The organism is Proteus sp. fly-1013, from assembly GCF_040140245.1.
Classification (GTDB): domain Bacteria; phylum Pseudomonadota; class Gammaproteobacteria; order Enterobacterales; family Enterobacteriaceae; genus Proteus; species Proteus mirabilis_B.
Genome location: NZ_JBEEWD010000001.1, coordinates 547,485 through 562,053 on the forward strand (window position 1 = coordinate 547,485; position 14,569 = coordinate 562,053).

Sequence of the window (14,569 nt, forward strand, 5' to 3'; positions counted from 1 at the left end):
CATTCATACCTTTAATTTAATAATTACCTCTTTTAAATAGTATTTTATGAGAGCAAATTAGATTTTTTCATTGGATAAGCTTCTGCAATAATGGTAGATTCAAACTAATGTTAATTCCACTAATTATTTGTTTTTAAGGTATAATTATGATATCCAAAACGTACCTAACGATTCCCGAAGGTAAGATTGCTGATTTTATCACTGGTACATTTAGAGCGGATACTCCAGAAGAATATGTAAGACAGAACATTGAAAAACGTCTTGTTAACGAACTTAAATATCCTAAAAATAGAATTGGTGTTGAAGTTACTATTCCTATGGGGAGCAGAAAGCCACGAGCTGATATCGTAGTATACCAAGATGGTATGCCACATCTGCCAGAGTACGCATATATAATTGTGGAATGTAAAAAAGAGAGTGTATCTTCTAAAGATAAGAATGATGGTATCGAACAATTAAAAAGCTATATGCACGCCTGCGGTATTAATTGTGAATGGGGGCTTTGGACAAATAAAAAGGAAAGAGTTGTCATTAGGAAGATTGTATCTACTGGTGAGTTTATTGAGTTTAATGACATCCCTGATGTAACTGGTAATACTGATGATATAGATAGGCCTAAGCGAAATAAACTGATTAAGGCTGATGGAGATAATTTATTTCTAGCTTTTAGACGTTGTCATGAAGCTATTCACACTTACGATGGTTTTAATAAAGAAAATGCTTTTTTTGAATTTTTAAAAATTATATTTTGTAAAATTGAAGATGAAAGGAATATCCCCAAACCTTTAAATTTTTATGTTGCATCTAAGGAAAGAGGGAATTTAGATGGACAAAGTGTTTGTAAAAAGAGAATAGAAACTATATTTGACAACGTAAAAATAAAGTTTTCACAGATATTTGATTCAAATGACGAAATAAAGTTAACACCTAGGAGTTTAGCTCAAATTGTTTCTGAGCTTCAGGGGTATAGTTTTTTAGCAACAGATATTGATTTAAAAGGAAGAGCATATGAGGAAATCGTTGGCTCTAACTTAAAAGGAGATCGAGGACAGTTTTTTACACCACGAAATATTATGCATATGGCAGTGAAAATGATTAATCCAAAATTAGGAGAAAAGGTTTTGGACCCATCATGTGGCACAGGTGGCTTTTTGGTTACTGCTATGAATATGGTGATCGAACAATTGAAAATTGACTTTGCCAAAGATTTAGATATTCCAGAAAATCAGTGGGGGGACGATGAGAAAAAAGCATTACAACAAAGGATTTCAGAAATAGCCGCAACATCATTTTTTGGCTTTGATATTGCTCCAGAGTTAGTAAAAGCGACCAAAATGAATATGGTCATGAATAATGATGGTAGTGGAAATATTTTAAGAACTGATTCTTTGTTGCCACCTCATTTATGGGAAAGTGAATTTAAAGTTTCACTGGCGAAAGCTTTAAAGATTCAACCTGAAGAAATAAAACACCATGAAGATATTGAATTTTTTGATGTAATCATAACCAATCCACCTTTTGGTAGTAAAATTACAATTCAACAAGAATATATGCTTGAACAGTTTGACATTGGTCATGGTTGGGAGAATCCTAAAAAGACAGAAAGTGAAACTTGGGAAAAGAAAAAAGTAGTTTCACCGACACCACCGGAACAATTATTTATTGAACGCTGTTTACAATTTTTAAAACCTGGTGGTCGAATGGCAATTGTTTTACCAGATTCTATTTTAGGTTCTCCTGGACTAGGATACATCAGACAATGGCTATTATGTGAAGCCAAAGTTATAGCAAGCTTAGATCTAGATGGTGATGCTTTCCAGCCACATACAGGTGTACAGACATCAATATTAATTCTTCAGAAAAAAACTGAGGAAGAAAAGAGGGCTGACTTAATAGGAAAAATGCAGCCATATAACATATTTATGGCCGTAATTGATAAAGTTGGACATGATAAGAGGGGCGTTAATACATATCAGCGTGATGAAAATGGAGATGAAATTTTAGTTGAGGTGGATGATAACGTCACAGAAATCTCTGTTGTTGCAGATGATATAAAAACGATTAAATCTAGTAAGAGATTAGAAAAAGTGCCTGATGACCAAACTCTTTATGTACCTTCAGTATTTGAAAAGTGGAAAAGAGATGAGGGGATGTCATGGTAAGTTCTTCAGCCTATAAAATAGAACATTCAAATGATAAATCTCAAACTTTAAATCAAGACTTTGAATGGATTAGTGTACCATTACAGGAAATATTTGAGAATGATCTGCGTTTAGAGGCAGAGGTTTACGCTACAAAGGCTGAAAAAGCTAGATTATTAGTCTTGGATGGTCAATTCGGATTTGCACTGTTATCTGAGTTTGTTCAAACTAATCATTGTCCTAGATTTAAACGTATTTTTGTTCATAAATCAAACTTACCAATCTATCAACCATCTCAAATCAAAGAGCTAAATCCTACACCTGCTGCGTATATCTCAGAAAAAACTAATACGGATATAAATAAGTTAAGAGTGAAAAAGGGACAAATACTTATGACCTGCTCAGGCACTGTAGGTAAGGTTATAATTGTATCTAATACAATGGAAAATTACATATTTAGCCATGATTTATTACGTATTAATGTCAAAAATGAGTCTGATTTGGGCTATTTATACACTTATTTCTTAAGTGAGATAGGAAGATTGATTATTCAAGCGAATAATTACGGAGCCGTAATCAAGCATATTGAGCCTGAGCACTTGTATCGAGTTCCAATTCCTAATGCCCCTTTGATATTGAAGCAGAAAATAAATGATTTAATAATAGATTCATTTGGTTTACGAGATAGATCAAATGAATTGCTTAAAGATGCACAAGCATTGTTAAGAAAATCGCTAAATCTACCTGATTTTGATGATTTTTCAGGTAAAGAAAACAGTAGCGAAGCATATGCATTTAGTGTTAATTCGTCTGATTTAAATGGCCGATTAGAGGCAAATTATCACCATCCAACGGCACAAAAAATAATCCAGCACTTAAACATTCATGCTATGCATATGACAAAATTAGCAGATAAAAATATAGTTAACAGTATCATTCTCCCTAGTAGGTTTAAACGTTATTATGTTGAGCCTGAATTTGGAGTGCCTTTTATCGGTGGTAAAGAAATTTTAGAATTAGATCCTAGAGGTGAGAAATATTTATCTTTTAAACAACACAATGATTTGATAAGCACTCAGTTAGCTTTGAAAAATAATTATATACTAATTACTTGTAGCGGAACAATCGGTAAAGTAACTTTAGTACCAGAACATTGGGAAGGGTGGGCAGCTAGTCAGCACTTATTAAGAGTAATTCCTGCAAGTTCTAAATGGGCTGGGTATTTGTATACTTGGTTAAGTTCAGAATGGGCATTACCTCTAATAAGAAGGCATACTTACGGTGCTGTTGTTTTTGAAATAGACCAGCACCAACTTTCACAGGTAGAAGTTCCGTTAGTAGATGAAAATGTAATGATGAAAATCAATGAGTTAGCTTTATCTGCCAATGAGTTGAGAACAAGAGCATTTAATGCAGAACAAGCAGCACTAGATATCCTTAACAAGGATATCTTAGGTATATAACTATATAATACGTTCGTTATTTTAACCCACTTTTGTGGGTTTTTTGCTATTTAAGGTCAGTACATGAAACAACCCAACTGGACACTTAAATTACCTGAAACCATAAGGGCGGCGATGAGTCGCCCTTTTTCATGGGGTGAATTTGATTGTTGTATTTTTGCCTCGGAATGTATTGACGCACAATGTGGTTTCTCGCCAATAAAGCCTTATCTCAATCACTATAAAACCAAAGCTGAAGCCTTCAACCTGATCAAATCTAAATTTGGCTCCTTAGAGAAAGCCGTTTCACGCTATTTCAAATCCATTGAGATTGAGCGCGTTCAGCGTGGCGATCTCGTACTGTTTAAAGGTGAGGACGGTGACAGTTTAGCCGTGGTCTGGGCGGGGCATTATTGGGGCGTAACCTCACAAGGTGTGAAGCCGGTGCAGATTAACCCAATCAAAGCGTGGAGAGTGGAATAATGGGTGGGAGTGGTGGATTAATTTCAAAAGTCGTGGGTGCTGGCTTAATGATTGCGGGGCTATTTACTGGAGGCGTGACATCGGCGATGGGCATGGCGCTGATGGCGGCTGGCGTTGCGGTTCAAGTCGCGAGTTCGCTTATCTTTAAGCCAAAACTGCCTTCCATGAATTATCGAGATACTGGTGAACGCAAACAGATGTTACGTTCATCGTCTGCCCCTGAAACCGTAATCATCGGAAAAACGGTGATATCGGGTTTGCTTTTCTTCGCAGAGGAAGAAACTGGCGAACAAGATGAAAATGAAAAAATCACACTGGCATTAGCGTTAGCAGGGCACTCCATAGAGAAAATCGGGAAGATTTGGTTGGGGGATGATCTCATTGAGACGTTTGGTGATAAAGCTTCATGGGAATTACATAACGATAGAGAAAATGCCGATCCCTTTATGCTTAAAAATTGCCCATCATGGAAAGAGGATATGATTGGTCGAGGTCTGGCGTGGTTACGTGTGACACTCACGTTTGACCAAGAAAAATTCCCTTATGGATTACCCAATGTGAAATGTGAAGTCTGGGGAAAACATCTGTTTGATCCTCGCACTGGGCAAACTGCATGGAGTAACAATGGGGCCTTAGTGATTTTGGATTATTACCGCCATTATTTAAAAGTGCCTGATACGGATATTGATTTCGACAGCTTTAAACAGGCTGCCGATTTATGTGATGAAAAAGTGAGTCTACCAGAAGGCGGATTTGAGTCGCGATATACCCTTAATGGCGCCTATGACTTAAATGAAAGTCCATCGAGTGTCTTGGAAGCGATGCACAAATGCATTAATGCGGAACCGACATTCACCGCAGGAAAACACGGTATTCAAATCGGCGCTTATTATGGGCCTGCAATAAAAACCATCTCTGAATCACAATTGATTGGCACCGTCACTTGTACCCCTGAAACAGGCTTAAAAGATGCGACCAATGCGGTGTATGGCACGTTTATTGATGCCGAACAGTTGTACACAAAAACCGACTTCACGCCTGTGATTGTGGACGAATGGGTGAAAGAGGATGGCTTAGAAATTCGAGAGAATATTGACTATCGTTTTGTCACCAGCCCTTATCAAGCACAACGATTAGCCCGCCAATATCTCCGCAAAAAGAAAGCGGGAAGACGAGTTCAATTGACCATGAACTTAGACGGCTATGCTTATCGTCCGGGGGAAGTTGTGCTTTTAGAATTACCGGCTTTGGGGATTAGTGGACTGGAATTCCGTATTGCTGAATGGACCTTCCATGCTTTAGAAGGTGTCTCTCTGACATTAGAAGAAGATGGTGCTTATTTATATGAAGATGTGATTGGCAAGCCTTTTGAGCGTCCGCCGTTTGTGAGTTTGCCCACTGGTGGTGTTGCTTCACCGATTAATCTTACCTTTGTTCCACTTGCAGTCAGTGACATAGTACAAGGTACGCTTTCTTGGCAGAATATCGCTTCTGATGTGCGTTATAACACTGTCACTATTCTTCAAGAAGGCAACGTTATTCAATCTATTCAGGTACCGGCTGAACGTGTTGATATTAACGGATTAGCGCGAGGGACTTATCGTGTTGAAGTTAGAGCAACAAATGTGGCCGGTGCAATGTCGGCACCCGCTATCAGTGACTTTGCCATTCAAGCACCACCACCTCCTGAGCATATTGATGTTACCTCTGGCTTATTTAATCTGACCGTTGCACCGAAACAAGGCGATAGCACTGTCTTTGGTTATACCTTTGAATTTTGGTTTAGTGAGGAAAAGCTCGTTGATCTTTCTGAAAATGAAGTGATCACCAAAACAAATAAAGTTGGCCAAGGGAATTTCTGGACGCAAGAGAATTTAAAAGCAGGGCATACCTATTATTTTTATGTTCGAACAATCAACAGCTATGGCAAATCACCGTTTGTGGAAGCTTCGGGGACTTGCTCTTCTCAAACCGATTTAATTCTTGAGGAATTAGCGGGGCAAATTAGCCGAGACCAATTAGCGCAAGACCTATTAGGTGAGATCAACAGCAAGGCTAACCAACTCGATATTACTGAATTACATGAGTTGATGAGGATAAATCACGACAAGATTTTATCTGAGTTGGTGAGGCATGGAGCAACGATTGAAGAAAGTGAAAAAAAACTGGAGGAGGCAGGAAAATTATTAGCTGAGCGAATGAACCAAGTTGCAACGGCAACAGAAGCACAGGCCGCCGCAATTAAACAAGAGCAACAAGCACGTATTGAGGCTGATAAAACTGAAGCACAACAACGACAATCCTTAGCCACTCAACTTCGTGGTGATTATACCGGCAATGATTTATCGAAAGTCACCGCAGGACTCATCTCCACAGAGAAACAAGCGCGAGTCACAGGCGACCAAGCAGAAGCGAAAGCCCGACAATCACTGGAAACACGGATGAATGGGAATGTTTCCGCGATTAATAAATCACTAGAAACACTCACCTCGAAACAGCAAGCGCAAACACAAGAGATTTCAACGCTCAATTCAAATCTGAAAGGGAAAGCCGATAGCAGTGTGGTTAATGCGTTAAATACTCGAGTATCTAATCTTGATGGCAAAGTGACATCCGCAACCTCTCAGGTACAAACGTTATCCAGCAAATTAGATAAAGTGAAAGCCGATTTAACGGAATCTGTGGTGGTGGATTTAGATTTATCTAAACTCAATGAAAACACCTATTATCCGGTTATTTTGCCTTTAGTAACCTCTCGACGTTATGCCTTTAAGGTTTTTAGAACCTTAGGGCAATATTCAGACAATAAACCCAGCTATGCAACTCACCGCACCAAAGGTTTTGCCATGATTGTGGAATGGCAAGTGAGTGGTTCTGGATGGGGAACTCAGTCTGAAAACCGCATCATTGATAACTTTGATTGGAAATGGACAAATCAATCCCCTGTGATGGGGCCAACTCAATTAACGAATGGCTCTGTGGAATATATCTATTTACGAGGAGGGGCTAAATACCAACTCACTAAGCATAAAAGTGTTAACCATCAAATTATCACCAGCACTTATACCAACAACAAGCAATCGGTGGCCCCAAAGGGGTTTTTGGCGAATGATGTGCCTAAATCGAGTGAACAGAAAGCCAACGCAACGGCGAATGCGGTAAGCCAACTTGAAACCAAAGTGACTGAGGTTTCAGGTAAAGTGACCTCGACCTCTCAGCAAGTCACTCGTTTAGAAAGCCAAGTGGGTACAAGTTCAGCCAAAATCGAACAAACTTCGAAAGTGGTCACAGACATAAATGGCAAAATTTCCGCATCATGGACAATGAAAGTTCAGCAAGATAGCAAAGGGAATAAAGTCATTACTGGCATTGGCTTAGGATTTAATGCACAAGGAAATAGCCAATTTCTGGTTAATGCCCAAAACTTTGCAGTGATATCGTCATTAAACGGTAAAGTGGTGACGCCTTTTGTGATCCAAAATGGACAAGCTTTTTTCAATGATGCGTTATTTAGCAAGGCAACTATTGATAAATTATCGGTAGGTAAAAAAATCACATCCACTAATTATTCAGCGGGCAAGAAAGGATTTAATATTGATGCCACAACAGGGAATGTGGAATTAAATGATGCAGTATTTCGTGGACGGTTAGATATTAACTCAGGAGGAACAAAAGGGCGGTTAGTGATAACGAATAATACTATTTATGTTTACGATGAAAACAATCAGTTAGCGGCAAAAATAGGTTATTTAGGGTAGCGTATGAAGTTTATTGTTTTAATTACAGCATTATTATTGTCAGGGTGTACCTCTGGATATAAAAAAGTCGATTGCCAAGGTGTTTACCAAATAAAAACTTTTCACTATCAACAACCTGTATTGGTGAAGTTTGATAAAAAACGAGAAACCATTAAAGGGCCTCTTTATCATGCTGTACCTCAATTAGGATTTAAATTCTTAGGAGGATGGGTATCTCCTGATGCCGTAGAGGATTTCTCATGTCGTGGGGAATAGAGATATATGAAAAAGGAAAGCCAATAAAAATCACAGGGCGTTCGTTTATTTTTGACCAAATAGCGGTCACTCAAAATGGCAGTAAAACTTATAATAATATTCCTAAAGGGCGGTCATTGGCCGCCTATATTGTCGCTAGAAATCGAGGATCTTATTTCACTGTTAGAGTCGAGAATAATAAAATCTCGTGGAATTCTCTACGCGGTAGCCAATCGATTAATGGAATTATTATGGTACTAATTAAATGAGTAAATATGGTGCATTATTTTTTAATCAGGGTATTACCGAAGAATTAACACCTTATGAATCAGCTGTATTTTTAAAAAAGATAAAAACTAAGCCGGGACTAATTAAAGTTATCGAAGGTAATAATAACGCAGTGCCACTTATTTTTATTCGAGTTCTTAATTCCTCGAATCCATCATTAAGTGGATTATCTGAAGTAATTTATGAGAACAATGCGTGGTGTGTGAATTTAATTGATACGATTCAAGGTAATTCAGCAGAATATGAGCTCTATGTATTTGTGAAGTCTTCTTATCATATTTCACTTCATCCTCAAAAATGGGGAATTCAAATTTATCATAAAGGTGTTATTACACACGCTTCAAGCCAAAGACCGCTTAATTTATTAGAGGGAAATAACTTTGTACTCACAGGAAATAATTGGAGTGGCGTGGATGTTGGTTTCCCTTGTGCGGTATTAATCACAACAATAGGGCAGATTGGTATGATGGATTCAATGGGAGGAAAAACGATTAGAGTAACTCTTTGTGGCCGAGGTAACCGTATTATTCCTCATTCCATGATAGTGGCCGGACAAATGTCAACAACCTCACTAGGAAAGCAGTATTTTTATATTGATGTAAGGGAATATGGTGGGTGATAAAAGAGTTTAGATAGTTGGTTTAGTTGATGAGTACGAAAGGCCATTAAATAAAAGAATATATTTGTTTGTGGTCTGCTTTGTGCCAGAAGCGGACGTTGCTGACATATATCGAAGGTGGGGTGCCCCACCTTCTGTAACCAAATAGTATATTTTAGCTTTTTTAAAATAAATACTAACGCTTACTCTAAATGTTTTACTTTAGTAATTGAGCTAATCGGATGAAAGTCTGGTAAATATGTTTTAATTTGCCCATCAGCGGATAAATAATGATTCGCGGCCTCTTGAAATACATTCCTAGATAGAGGATGTAAAGCGTTAGGGTTATGGTAAACCTCAAGACCTTCACTCCACCGTTCATGGTAGGAAGGAGAACCGACTTCTAGGCTAAATGATTGACCCCTTATTGCATTGACATCATGATTAATTCTAAGTCCCGTCCTAATCATCTCTGAACCTTCAGGTGCAAATTCATTTAGAAGTCCCATACGATTAAACTTTCCAAATGATGCATCATTAGAGAAAATCACCGCGCTAATATTTTTCGCTTCTGGAAGATTAAAAAAACCTGAAGGTATTACTTTTTTCCCCCAAGTATGCTCTTCTATCTTAACAGGAACTATTGTCAAACTCCCATTATCATCTACTTTGACCTCATGTCTGTATCCATAAAGATAATATGGTAATGACTCCCTAGAATCTTTACCGGAAGCAGGACTGAGACAATCTGTGATAGCAAAAACTAAAGGCTTATCTTTGCAAACTGGCTTTTCCCAATATTTTTTTTTAAGTTTTGAAAAAAGAGCACTTCCATATTTTATAGGATAATAGTTATTCTTTATATCTTCCAAATCTTTTAAGTTGTGATATTGTGGCAATTCTTCAACTTTACCCTCTATTATAGAAGGGTTGATAGTTGTAGCTTCTATGCAAAATTCACCTTGGAAGCTGTCACAAATAAAGTCAGGAATAGCTTCTTTCTGATTGAATGTTATATCATTTTCAGTCAACAGAGCGAATAGATACAGCTCCCATATTCGTTGATTAAAACCTGTTGTCTGAAATTGCTCTACAAAATTACCATCGGCATCTTCATACCAACGCATCATGGGTTCAATAATATTCTTTGCAGAAGCAAATAATGGATTAGATATCAACTCATTGAAAAGAGGGGATAGTTTGTTTTTTGTTTTTATTAGTGGGATAAAAAAATCAACCGGGGCCTTATGAGTATCCCCTTGTAATCTTGCCTTATCAATATTTTCATGTATTTCTAGTATTTTGGTCAACAAGGCGGATTCAGAAAGAGCAAAATTTTCATTCCATTCGGAATTATCAATAAAACGGTATCGTTCAGATTCATCACGAGCCATTAATATCCCAAAAAAATCTTTATCTGTGTAATCTTGTATGATGCATGAAACAATACTTTTGTCTTCAGTTTCATACCAAGCGATCTCCCTGCCAAGGTATTTTACCTGAGGGTTCCTTGCATACGCCGCTAGAGAATCAAATCTGGACTGCTTTATTTTTCTAATATTCATTTTAGATTGATGATTTTTAGGGAAAAAATAATGCTACCATCTATTAAAAAAGATACAAGCGCTGTTTTGCATCATGGATTTTTTTGATAAAAAATGGGAGTGAGATTTATTCTTCTTGGATTACTGCGGCTCATCTAGGCACTTTCGTAGTGCTACCACGAATCATTCGTTAAGAAGATTAGATGTCTCTTTCTTGCTCAAAGCTGATAATCAAGTTCGAATGGTTACATAATAAATTGTTATTTTTTATTTTCAGTTTAAATAAGTACTCTAATTTATTACTAGCTTTAATTATTATAACTAAACCTATTATTTAATATAAATAATAGGTTTGAGTGTTTGGCGGCAAGTTTCATAAGTTCTCAATCATTTAAAATATCTTCCCCAAAACCACCCCAACCCAAACTAAAAATCAACCAGTTACATACAAAACAAGATCACATAAAAAACAAATTATCATCCTAATAATTATAGCTTATTTAATAAGTTACCAAATTATTATGGGTATAATGTTACGCCACATGGGTTGGACAGAAGCTGCTGACTTAATCATTAAAGGTATGGAAGGTGCGATTGCCGCTAAGACCGTAACTTATGATTTCGAACGTCAGTTAGAAGGCGCTAAACTGCTGAAATGTAGCGAGTTTGGTGACGCGATTATCAAACATATGTAATTGTTGATTTGATAAATAGTTAACGGGAGCTTATTAGTTCCCGTTTTTTATTGCCAATTTTGAAATGGTTATCAAAAAGTTATCAAAACGAGTTATCAAAACCACCTGAAATTTGCTATCAAATCTATTGTATTCTTTATTCACCTATATTTAGGTTTATATTATTTATTCCAATTATTTATAGTTGAGTGAGCTAAGTAAAATTTTAATAGTTTTCTTATTTCCATGAATTCTTGGCAATTATAATCAATTCTATTAAGATATTTTAACTGAGTTAACAATATTGCTTTAGCATCCGAATCATCCTCTCCATATAAGCTAATTGATAACTGCTTAAAACATTCTTTTGCCTCGTTATTAGAAAGAAATTCGTTACATAATGAATTTTTTTGTAGTATAAAATACTCAGGAGAATCAAAAGGTAAGTAAGTGATATATTTCTTAGCGCCTTGTAAAAAATTTCTCATTTGAGGAACAGAACTAGAATTGCTATTTTTTGAAAAAGAGACATCGAAACCTAATTGTTCGATAATATTGTGCAGATTTTTATCTGGGATATCGGTATCATCAGGAAATGAATTATGTTCGGAATATAATGTGCTTTGTTGGTCGCCATCTAATAAAACTAATAAACTGTGGTTAGTTTCAATTAGAGTGTTAAATCGAGAAACGATAGAGCTAGAACCACCTGGGTAAAATTCTACTTGAAAACTATGTTTTAAATTCTCATCATTCTCTATAGCTTTCATTATTACTTTTTTTGCTAAAATATCCTCACAAAAAATAGGAATTTTATTAAATTTTTTTCCTATAACATGAAATACGCTTAATTTACCTACATCATTGTGTACATGTACATATCCAGTATTAGGATCTTCATGGAATAATTTGATAGCTTCATCAGGAAGGTTTTCTATAATTTCAGGTGAGTGAGATGAGATAACTATTTGATGCTTTTTTATTTTAGCTTGTTCTATAAGATAGTTAATTAATTCTTTCTGTGCATATGGATGTAAAGAAACTTCAGGTTCATCTAATAAGATTAGGGAATTTTGGGGGGCAGAATGAATTTTAGAGACTAAAGAAATAACCGCAAATTCACCACTACCAGCATAAGCTTCAGAATAATTATAATGTTCTGTTGTAATATATGCGGTGCCACCTCGTACATTAAAGAAAGTGTGTTCAATATATTGAATATTAGTATATCTTTTATTTAATATTTGTGATATTGAATCAACCTCAATTTGAGATAAGGTTATATTTTTTGTAATCCTATCTTTTTGATAATAATTAAATGATTTTAGATGTTCATTTATGGCTTTTTTTAAATTTTCGCTTCTACTTCTTATAAATTCTTGCTTTGTTTTATAATGTTTAGATGGTTTATTGGCATGATATAAACATCTATCAAAAGCACTTAACTCAGATCTAAAGTTTATGTAAATGGCATTTTTTCTTATTTTACTCCATCTTGTTTTGGATAGAGATGCAGATTCTATATTTTCAAGATTAGTATTCATACCATATTGTTTTTGAGGACGAGCAGTTTCCCAATAGTCAACAGTTCTATTTTTATCAGTTCTCTGATTGTTAACTAAAAATACCTCTGCAGTATGTTTACCTTCATTATATGTATAAAAGTATGACTGGTATAAATCCCCAGTTTCTTTATTTTTTTTAACGCTATCAATAGGAGTTGTAAACCAATATCCAGCAGGTGAAACGCCAGCAACAGAACCTAATAATGCTACCAAAGCCGAAGTTTTATTTGTACCATTTTGTCCAACTAATACAGTTATAGGGTAATCAAAACTAAGTTGTTGTCCTGACTTTATGTTTTTAAAGTTAGTAAAAACTAATTTTCTAATAAAAGGCTCGATCTTTGGTGAATTGAAAATTTTATGTAGTGAGTTTAGTTTACTAGGTTCCATATTATATTCTTCTATCTGTAAAAATTCTTATGATAGCAAATAATTACACTACAACAGTATTAAGAATATATTTATTTGAACTTTCTCATAAATAAATACAAAAAAGAATAATAAAATAGGCTTTATTCAAATTTATGATATCATATTTTCATATCTAACCTTTTGTTTTTTTTGACTTTGATTTGTTTTTATGTCATATTAAGGGATCTTATTTAAAATGATTTTATCGTAGTTTAATAGGTGTTTTTAATGTCAATTAAAGCAATTGATCTATTCTCTGGCGCTGGTGGTTTTTCTTTATCTGCTATAAATGCAGGAGTACGTGTCCTTGCTGCTATTGAATTAGATAAAGTGGCTGCAGAAACCTATAATAAAAACTTTAATGATATCAAAGGGATTGGTATACGCATTTTAAATGAAGATATTAATAAAATTAATACAAAAAAATTACGAAATGAATTGGCTTTATCTAGAGGTGAGTTGGACTTAATTTTAGGGGGACCTCCATGCCAAGGATTTTCGTCTCATAGAATTAAAAATTCAGGAGTTAATGATCCTCGTAATAAGCTTTTATTGCGTTACTTTGAATTTGTCCATGAGTTTCAACCAAAAGTATTTCTTGTGGAAAATGTGTCCGGGCTTTTGTGGGAACGACATAAATCATATCTTGATAAATTTTTAGAATTAGCCAAAAAAGAAGGGTATAACATCCATTTTCAGGGAACGATTAATGCTAAAGATTATGGTGTACCCCAAAATCGAAAAAGAGTATTTATTTTAGGTATAAGAGCTGATTTAAATATTAAAACGGTGGAATTTCCTCCCAAACAGACTCATTTTTCACCATCTTCTGGTAAATACCCAATTTGGCGACCAGCTTCATCCGTTTTTGAAAAAATTCCCAGGGAGTTGTATGAAAAATATTGGAAAGATTATTTCTCACGAAAAACATCATTAACAAAAGTTGAAGCTTTTTCACTTTTATCTAGTTTAGAATCGGGTTCACCCATTCTTCGGAATGACACATCAAATATACATATGAATCCGAGTGAAATGATGATAAATAGGTTCATAAAAATAGGACTAAATGGAAGCAGAGAAGATCTTGGTGTGGATGGGCAACTAAAATGCCATTCCGATGGTTATAAAGGACATAAAGATGTATATGGAAGAATATTTATACATCAGCCAAGCAATACTATAACCGCGGGATGTAATAATCCATCTAAAGGGCGTTTTGTACACCCATGGAATAATCATGGAATTACATTACGTCATGCTGCTAGATTACAATCATTTAATGATGATTTTATATTTTGTGGGAATGCATCAGAACAAGCAAGACAAATCGGTAATGCTGTTCCACCAACTCTTGGTGAGATATTAATTCGAAAAGTTTGTACTGAACTCAATTTATATTAATATAAAACTATTGATGAACGTTTTATATAC

The 14,569-nt window shown here is 35.5% G+C and carries 10 protein-coding genes and 1 pseudogene; 9 read left to right on the forward strand and 2 right to left on the reverse strand.

Annotation, left to right across the window (positions count from 1 at the left end):
* Window positions 1–146: 146 nt before the first annotated feature.
* The 7 genes from ABN236_RS02635 (at window position 147) to ABN236_RS02665 (ending at window position 8,965) form a co-directional block, all read left to right on the forward strand.
* Window positions 147–2,162: a type I restriction-modification system subunit M gene (locus ABN236_RS02635; protein WP_349473323.1), complete on the forward strand. Its 2,016-nt coding sequence runs from the start codon at window positions 147–149 to the stop codon at window positions 2,160–2,162.
* The gene (locus tag ABN236_RS02640) at window positions 2,156–3,604 is read left to right on the forward strand and encodes a restriction endonuclease subunit S (RefSeq protein ID WP_349473324.1); all 1,449 of its coding nucleotides are present in this window, start codon (window positions 2,156–2,158) and stop codon (window positions 3,602–3,604) included. Before ABN236_RS02635 ends, ABN236_RS02640 begins: the two co-directional genes overlap by 7 nt.
* A gap of 63 nt (window positions 3,605–3,667) precedes the next feature.
* A complete protein-coding gene (locus tag ABN236_RS02645; protein WP_196556829.1) occupies window positions 3,668–4,066 on the forward strand; it encodes a DUF6950 family protein in 399 nt (132 codons plus the stop codon).
* Window positions 4,066–7,824, forward strand: coding sequence for a phage tail protein (locus ABN236_RS02650; RefSeq protein ID WP_349473325.1), 3,759 nt, complete (start codon window positions 4,066–4,068; stop codon window positions 7,822–7,824). The genes ABN236_RS02645 and ABN236_RS02650 overlap by 1 nt, the downstream gene beginning before the upstream one ends.
* A 3-nt stretch (window positions 7,825–7,827) precedes the next feature.
* Window positions 7,828–8,079: a hypothetical protein gene (locus ABN236_RS02655; protein WP_004242498.1), complete on the forward strand. Its 252-nt coding sequence runs from the start codon at window positions 7,828–7,830 to the stop codon at window positions 8,077–8,079.
* Window positions 8,064–8,327 (forward strand): hypothetical protein, encoded by a 264-nt coding sequence (locus ABN236_RS02660; protein WP_004242500.1) that lies wholly within the window; start codon window positions 8,064–8,066, stop codon window positions 8,325–8,327. The genes ABN236_RS02655 and ABN236_RS02660 overlap by 16 nt, the downstream gene beginning before the upstream one ends.
* Window positions 8,324–8,965, forward strand: a complete 642-nt coding sequence (locus ABN236_RS02665; protein ID WP_349473326.1) for a hypothetical protein — start codon at window positions 8,324–8,326, stop codon at window positions 8,963–8,965. The genes ABN236_RS02660 and ABN236_RS02665 overlap by 4 nt, the downstream gene beginning before the upstream one ends.
* 182 nt (window positions 8,966–9,147) lie before the next feature.
* Here the strand turns inward: ABN236_RS02665 and ABN236_RS02670 are convergent, their stop codons facing one another.
* Window positions 9,148–10,509 (reverse strand): hypothetical protein, encoded by a 1,362-nt coding sequence (locus tag ABN236_RS02670; protein WP_285219011.1) that lies wholly within the window; start codon window positions 10,507–10,509, stop codon window positions 9,148–9,150.
* Window positions 10,510–11,015: 506 nt separating this feature from the next.
* On the opposite strand from ABN236_RS02670, the pseudogene ABN236_RS02675 reads away from it, so the two are divergent.
* Window positions 11,016–11,183: pseudogene (locus ABN236_RS02675) on the forward strand (isocitrate/isopropylmalate family dehydrogenase); the annotation flags it as partial.
* A gap of 161 nt (window positions 11,184–11,344) precedes the next feature.
* Here the strand turns inward: ABN236_RS02675 and ABN236_RS02680 are convergent.
* On the reverse strand, window positions 11,345–13,117 hold the full coding sequence (locus ABN236_RS02680; RefSeq protein ID WP_349468560.1) for an ATP-dependent nuclease: 1,773 nt from the start codon (window positions 13,115–13,117) through the stop codon (window positions 11,345–11,347).
* Window positions 13,118–13,366: 249 nt separating this feature from the next.
* On the opposite strand from ABN236_RS02680, the gene ABN236_RS02685 reads away from it, so the two are divergent.
* On the forward strand, window positions 13,367–14,539 hold the full coding sequence (locus tag ABN236_RS02685) for a DNA cytosine methyltransferase (protein ID WP_349468559.1): 1,173 nt from the start codon (window positions 13,367–13,369) through the stop codon (window positions 14,537–14,539).
* Window positions 14,540–14,569: the final 30 nt, after the last annotated feature.

What these genes read in the sequence shown, in the direction of transcription:
- ABN236_RS02645 (WP_196556829.1), top strand. Translation starts at nt 3,668, where the DNA reads ATGAAACAACCCAACTGGACACTTAAATTACCTGAAACCATAAGGGCG.
- ABN236_RS02670 (WP_285219011.1), bottom strand. Translation starts at nt 10,509, where the DNA reads ATGAATATTAGAAAAATAAAGCAGTCCAGATTTGATTCTCTAGCGGCG.
- ABN236_RS02655 (WP_004242498.1), top strand. Translation starts at nt 7,828, where the DNA reads ATGAAGTTTATTGTTTTAATTACAGCATTATTATTGTCAGGGTGTACC.
- ABN236_RS02640 (WP_349473324.1), top strand. Translation starts at nt 2,156, where the DNA reads ATGGTAAGTTCTTCAGCCTATAAAATAGAACATTCAAATGATAAATCT.
- ABN236_RS02680 (WP_349468560.1), bottom strand. Translation starts at nt 13,117, where the DNA reads ATGGAACCTAGTAAACTAAACTCACTACATAAAATTTTCAATTCACCA.
- ABN236_RS02635 (WP_349473323.1), top strand. Translation starts at nt 147, where the DNA reads ATGATATCCAAAACGTACCTAACGATTCCCGAAGGTAAGATTGCTGAT.
- ABN236_RS02665 (WP_349473326.1), top strand. Translation starts at nt 8,324, where the DNA reads ATGAGTAAATATGGTGCATTATTTTTTAATCAGGGTATTACCGAAGAA.
- ABN236_RS02660 (WP_004242500.1), top strand. Translation starts at nt 8,064, where the DNA reads ATGTCGTGGGGAATAGAGATATATGAAAAAGGAAAGCCAATAAAAATC.
- ABN236_RS02650 (WP_349473325.1), top strand. Translation starts at nt 4,066, where the DNA reads ATGGGTGGGAGTGGTGGATTAATTTCAAAAGTCGTGGGTGCTGGCTTA.
- ABN236_RS02685 (WP_349468559.1), top strand. Translation starts at nt 13,367, where the DNA reads ATGTCAATTAAAGCAATTGATCTATTCTCTGGCGCTGGTGGTTTTTCT.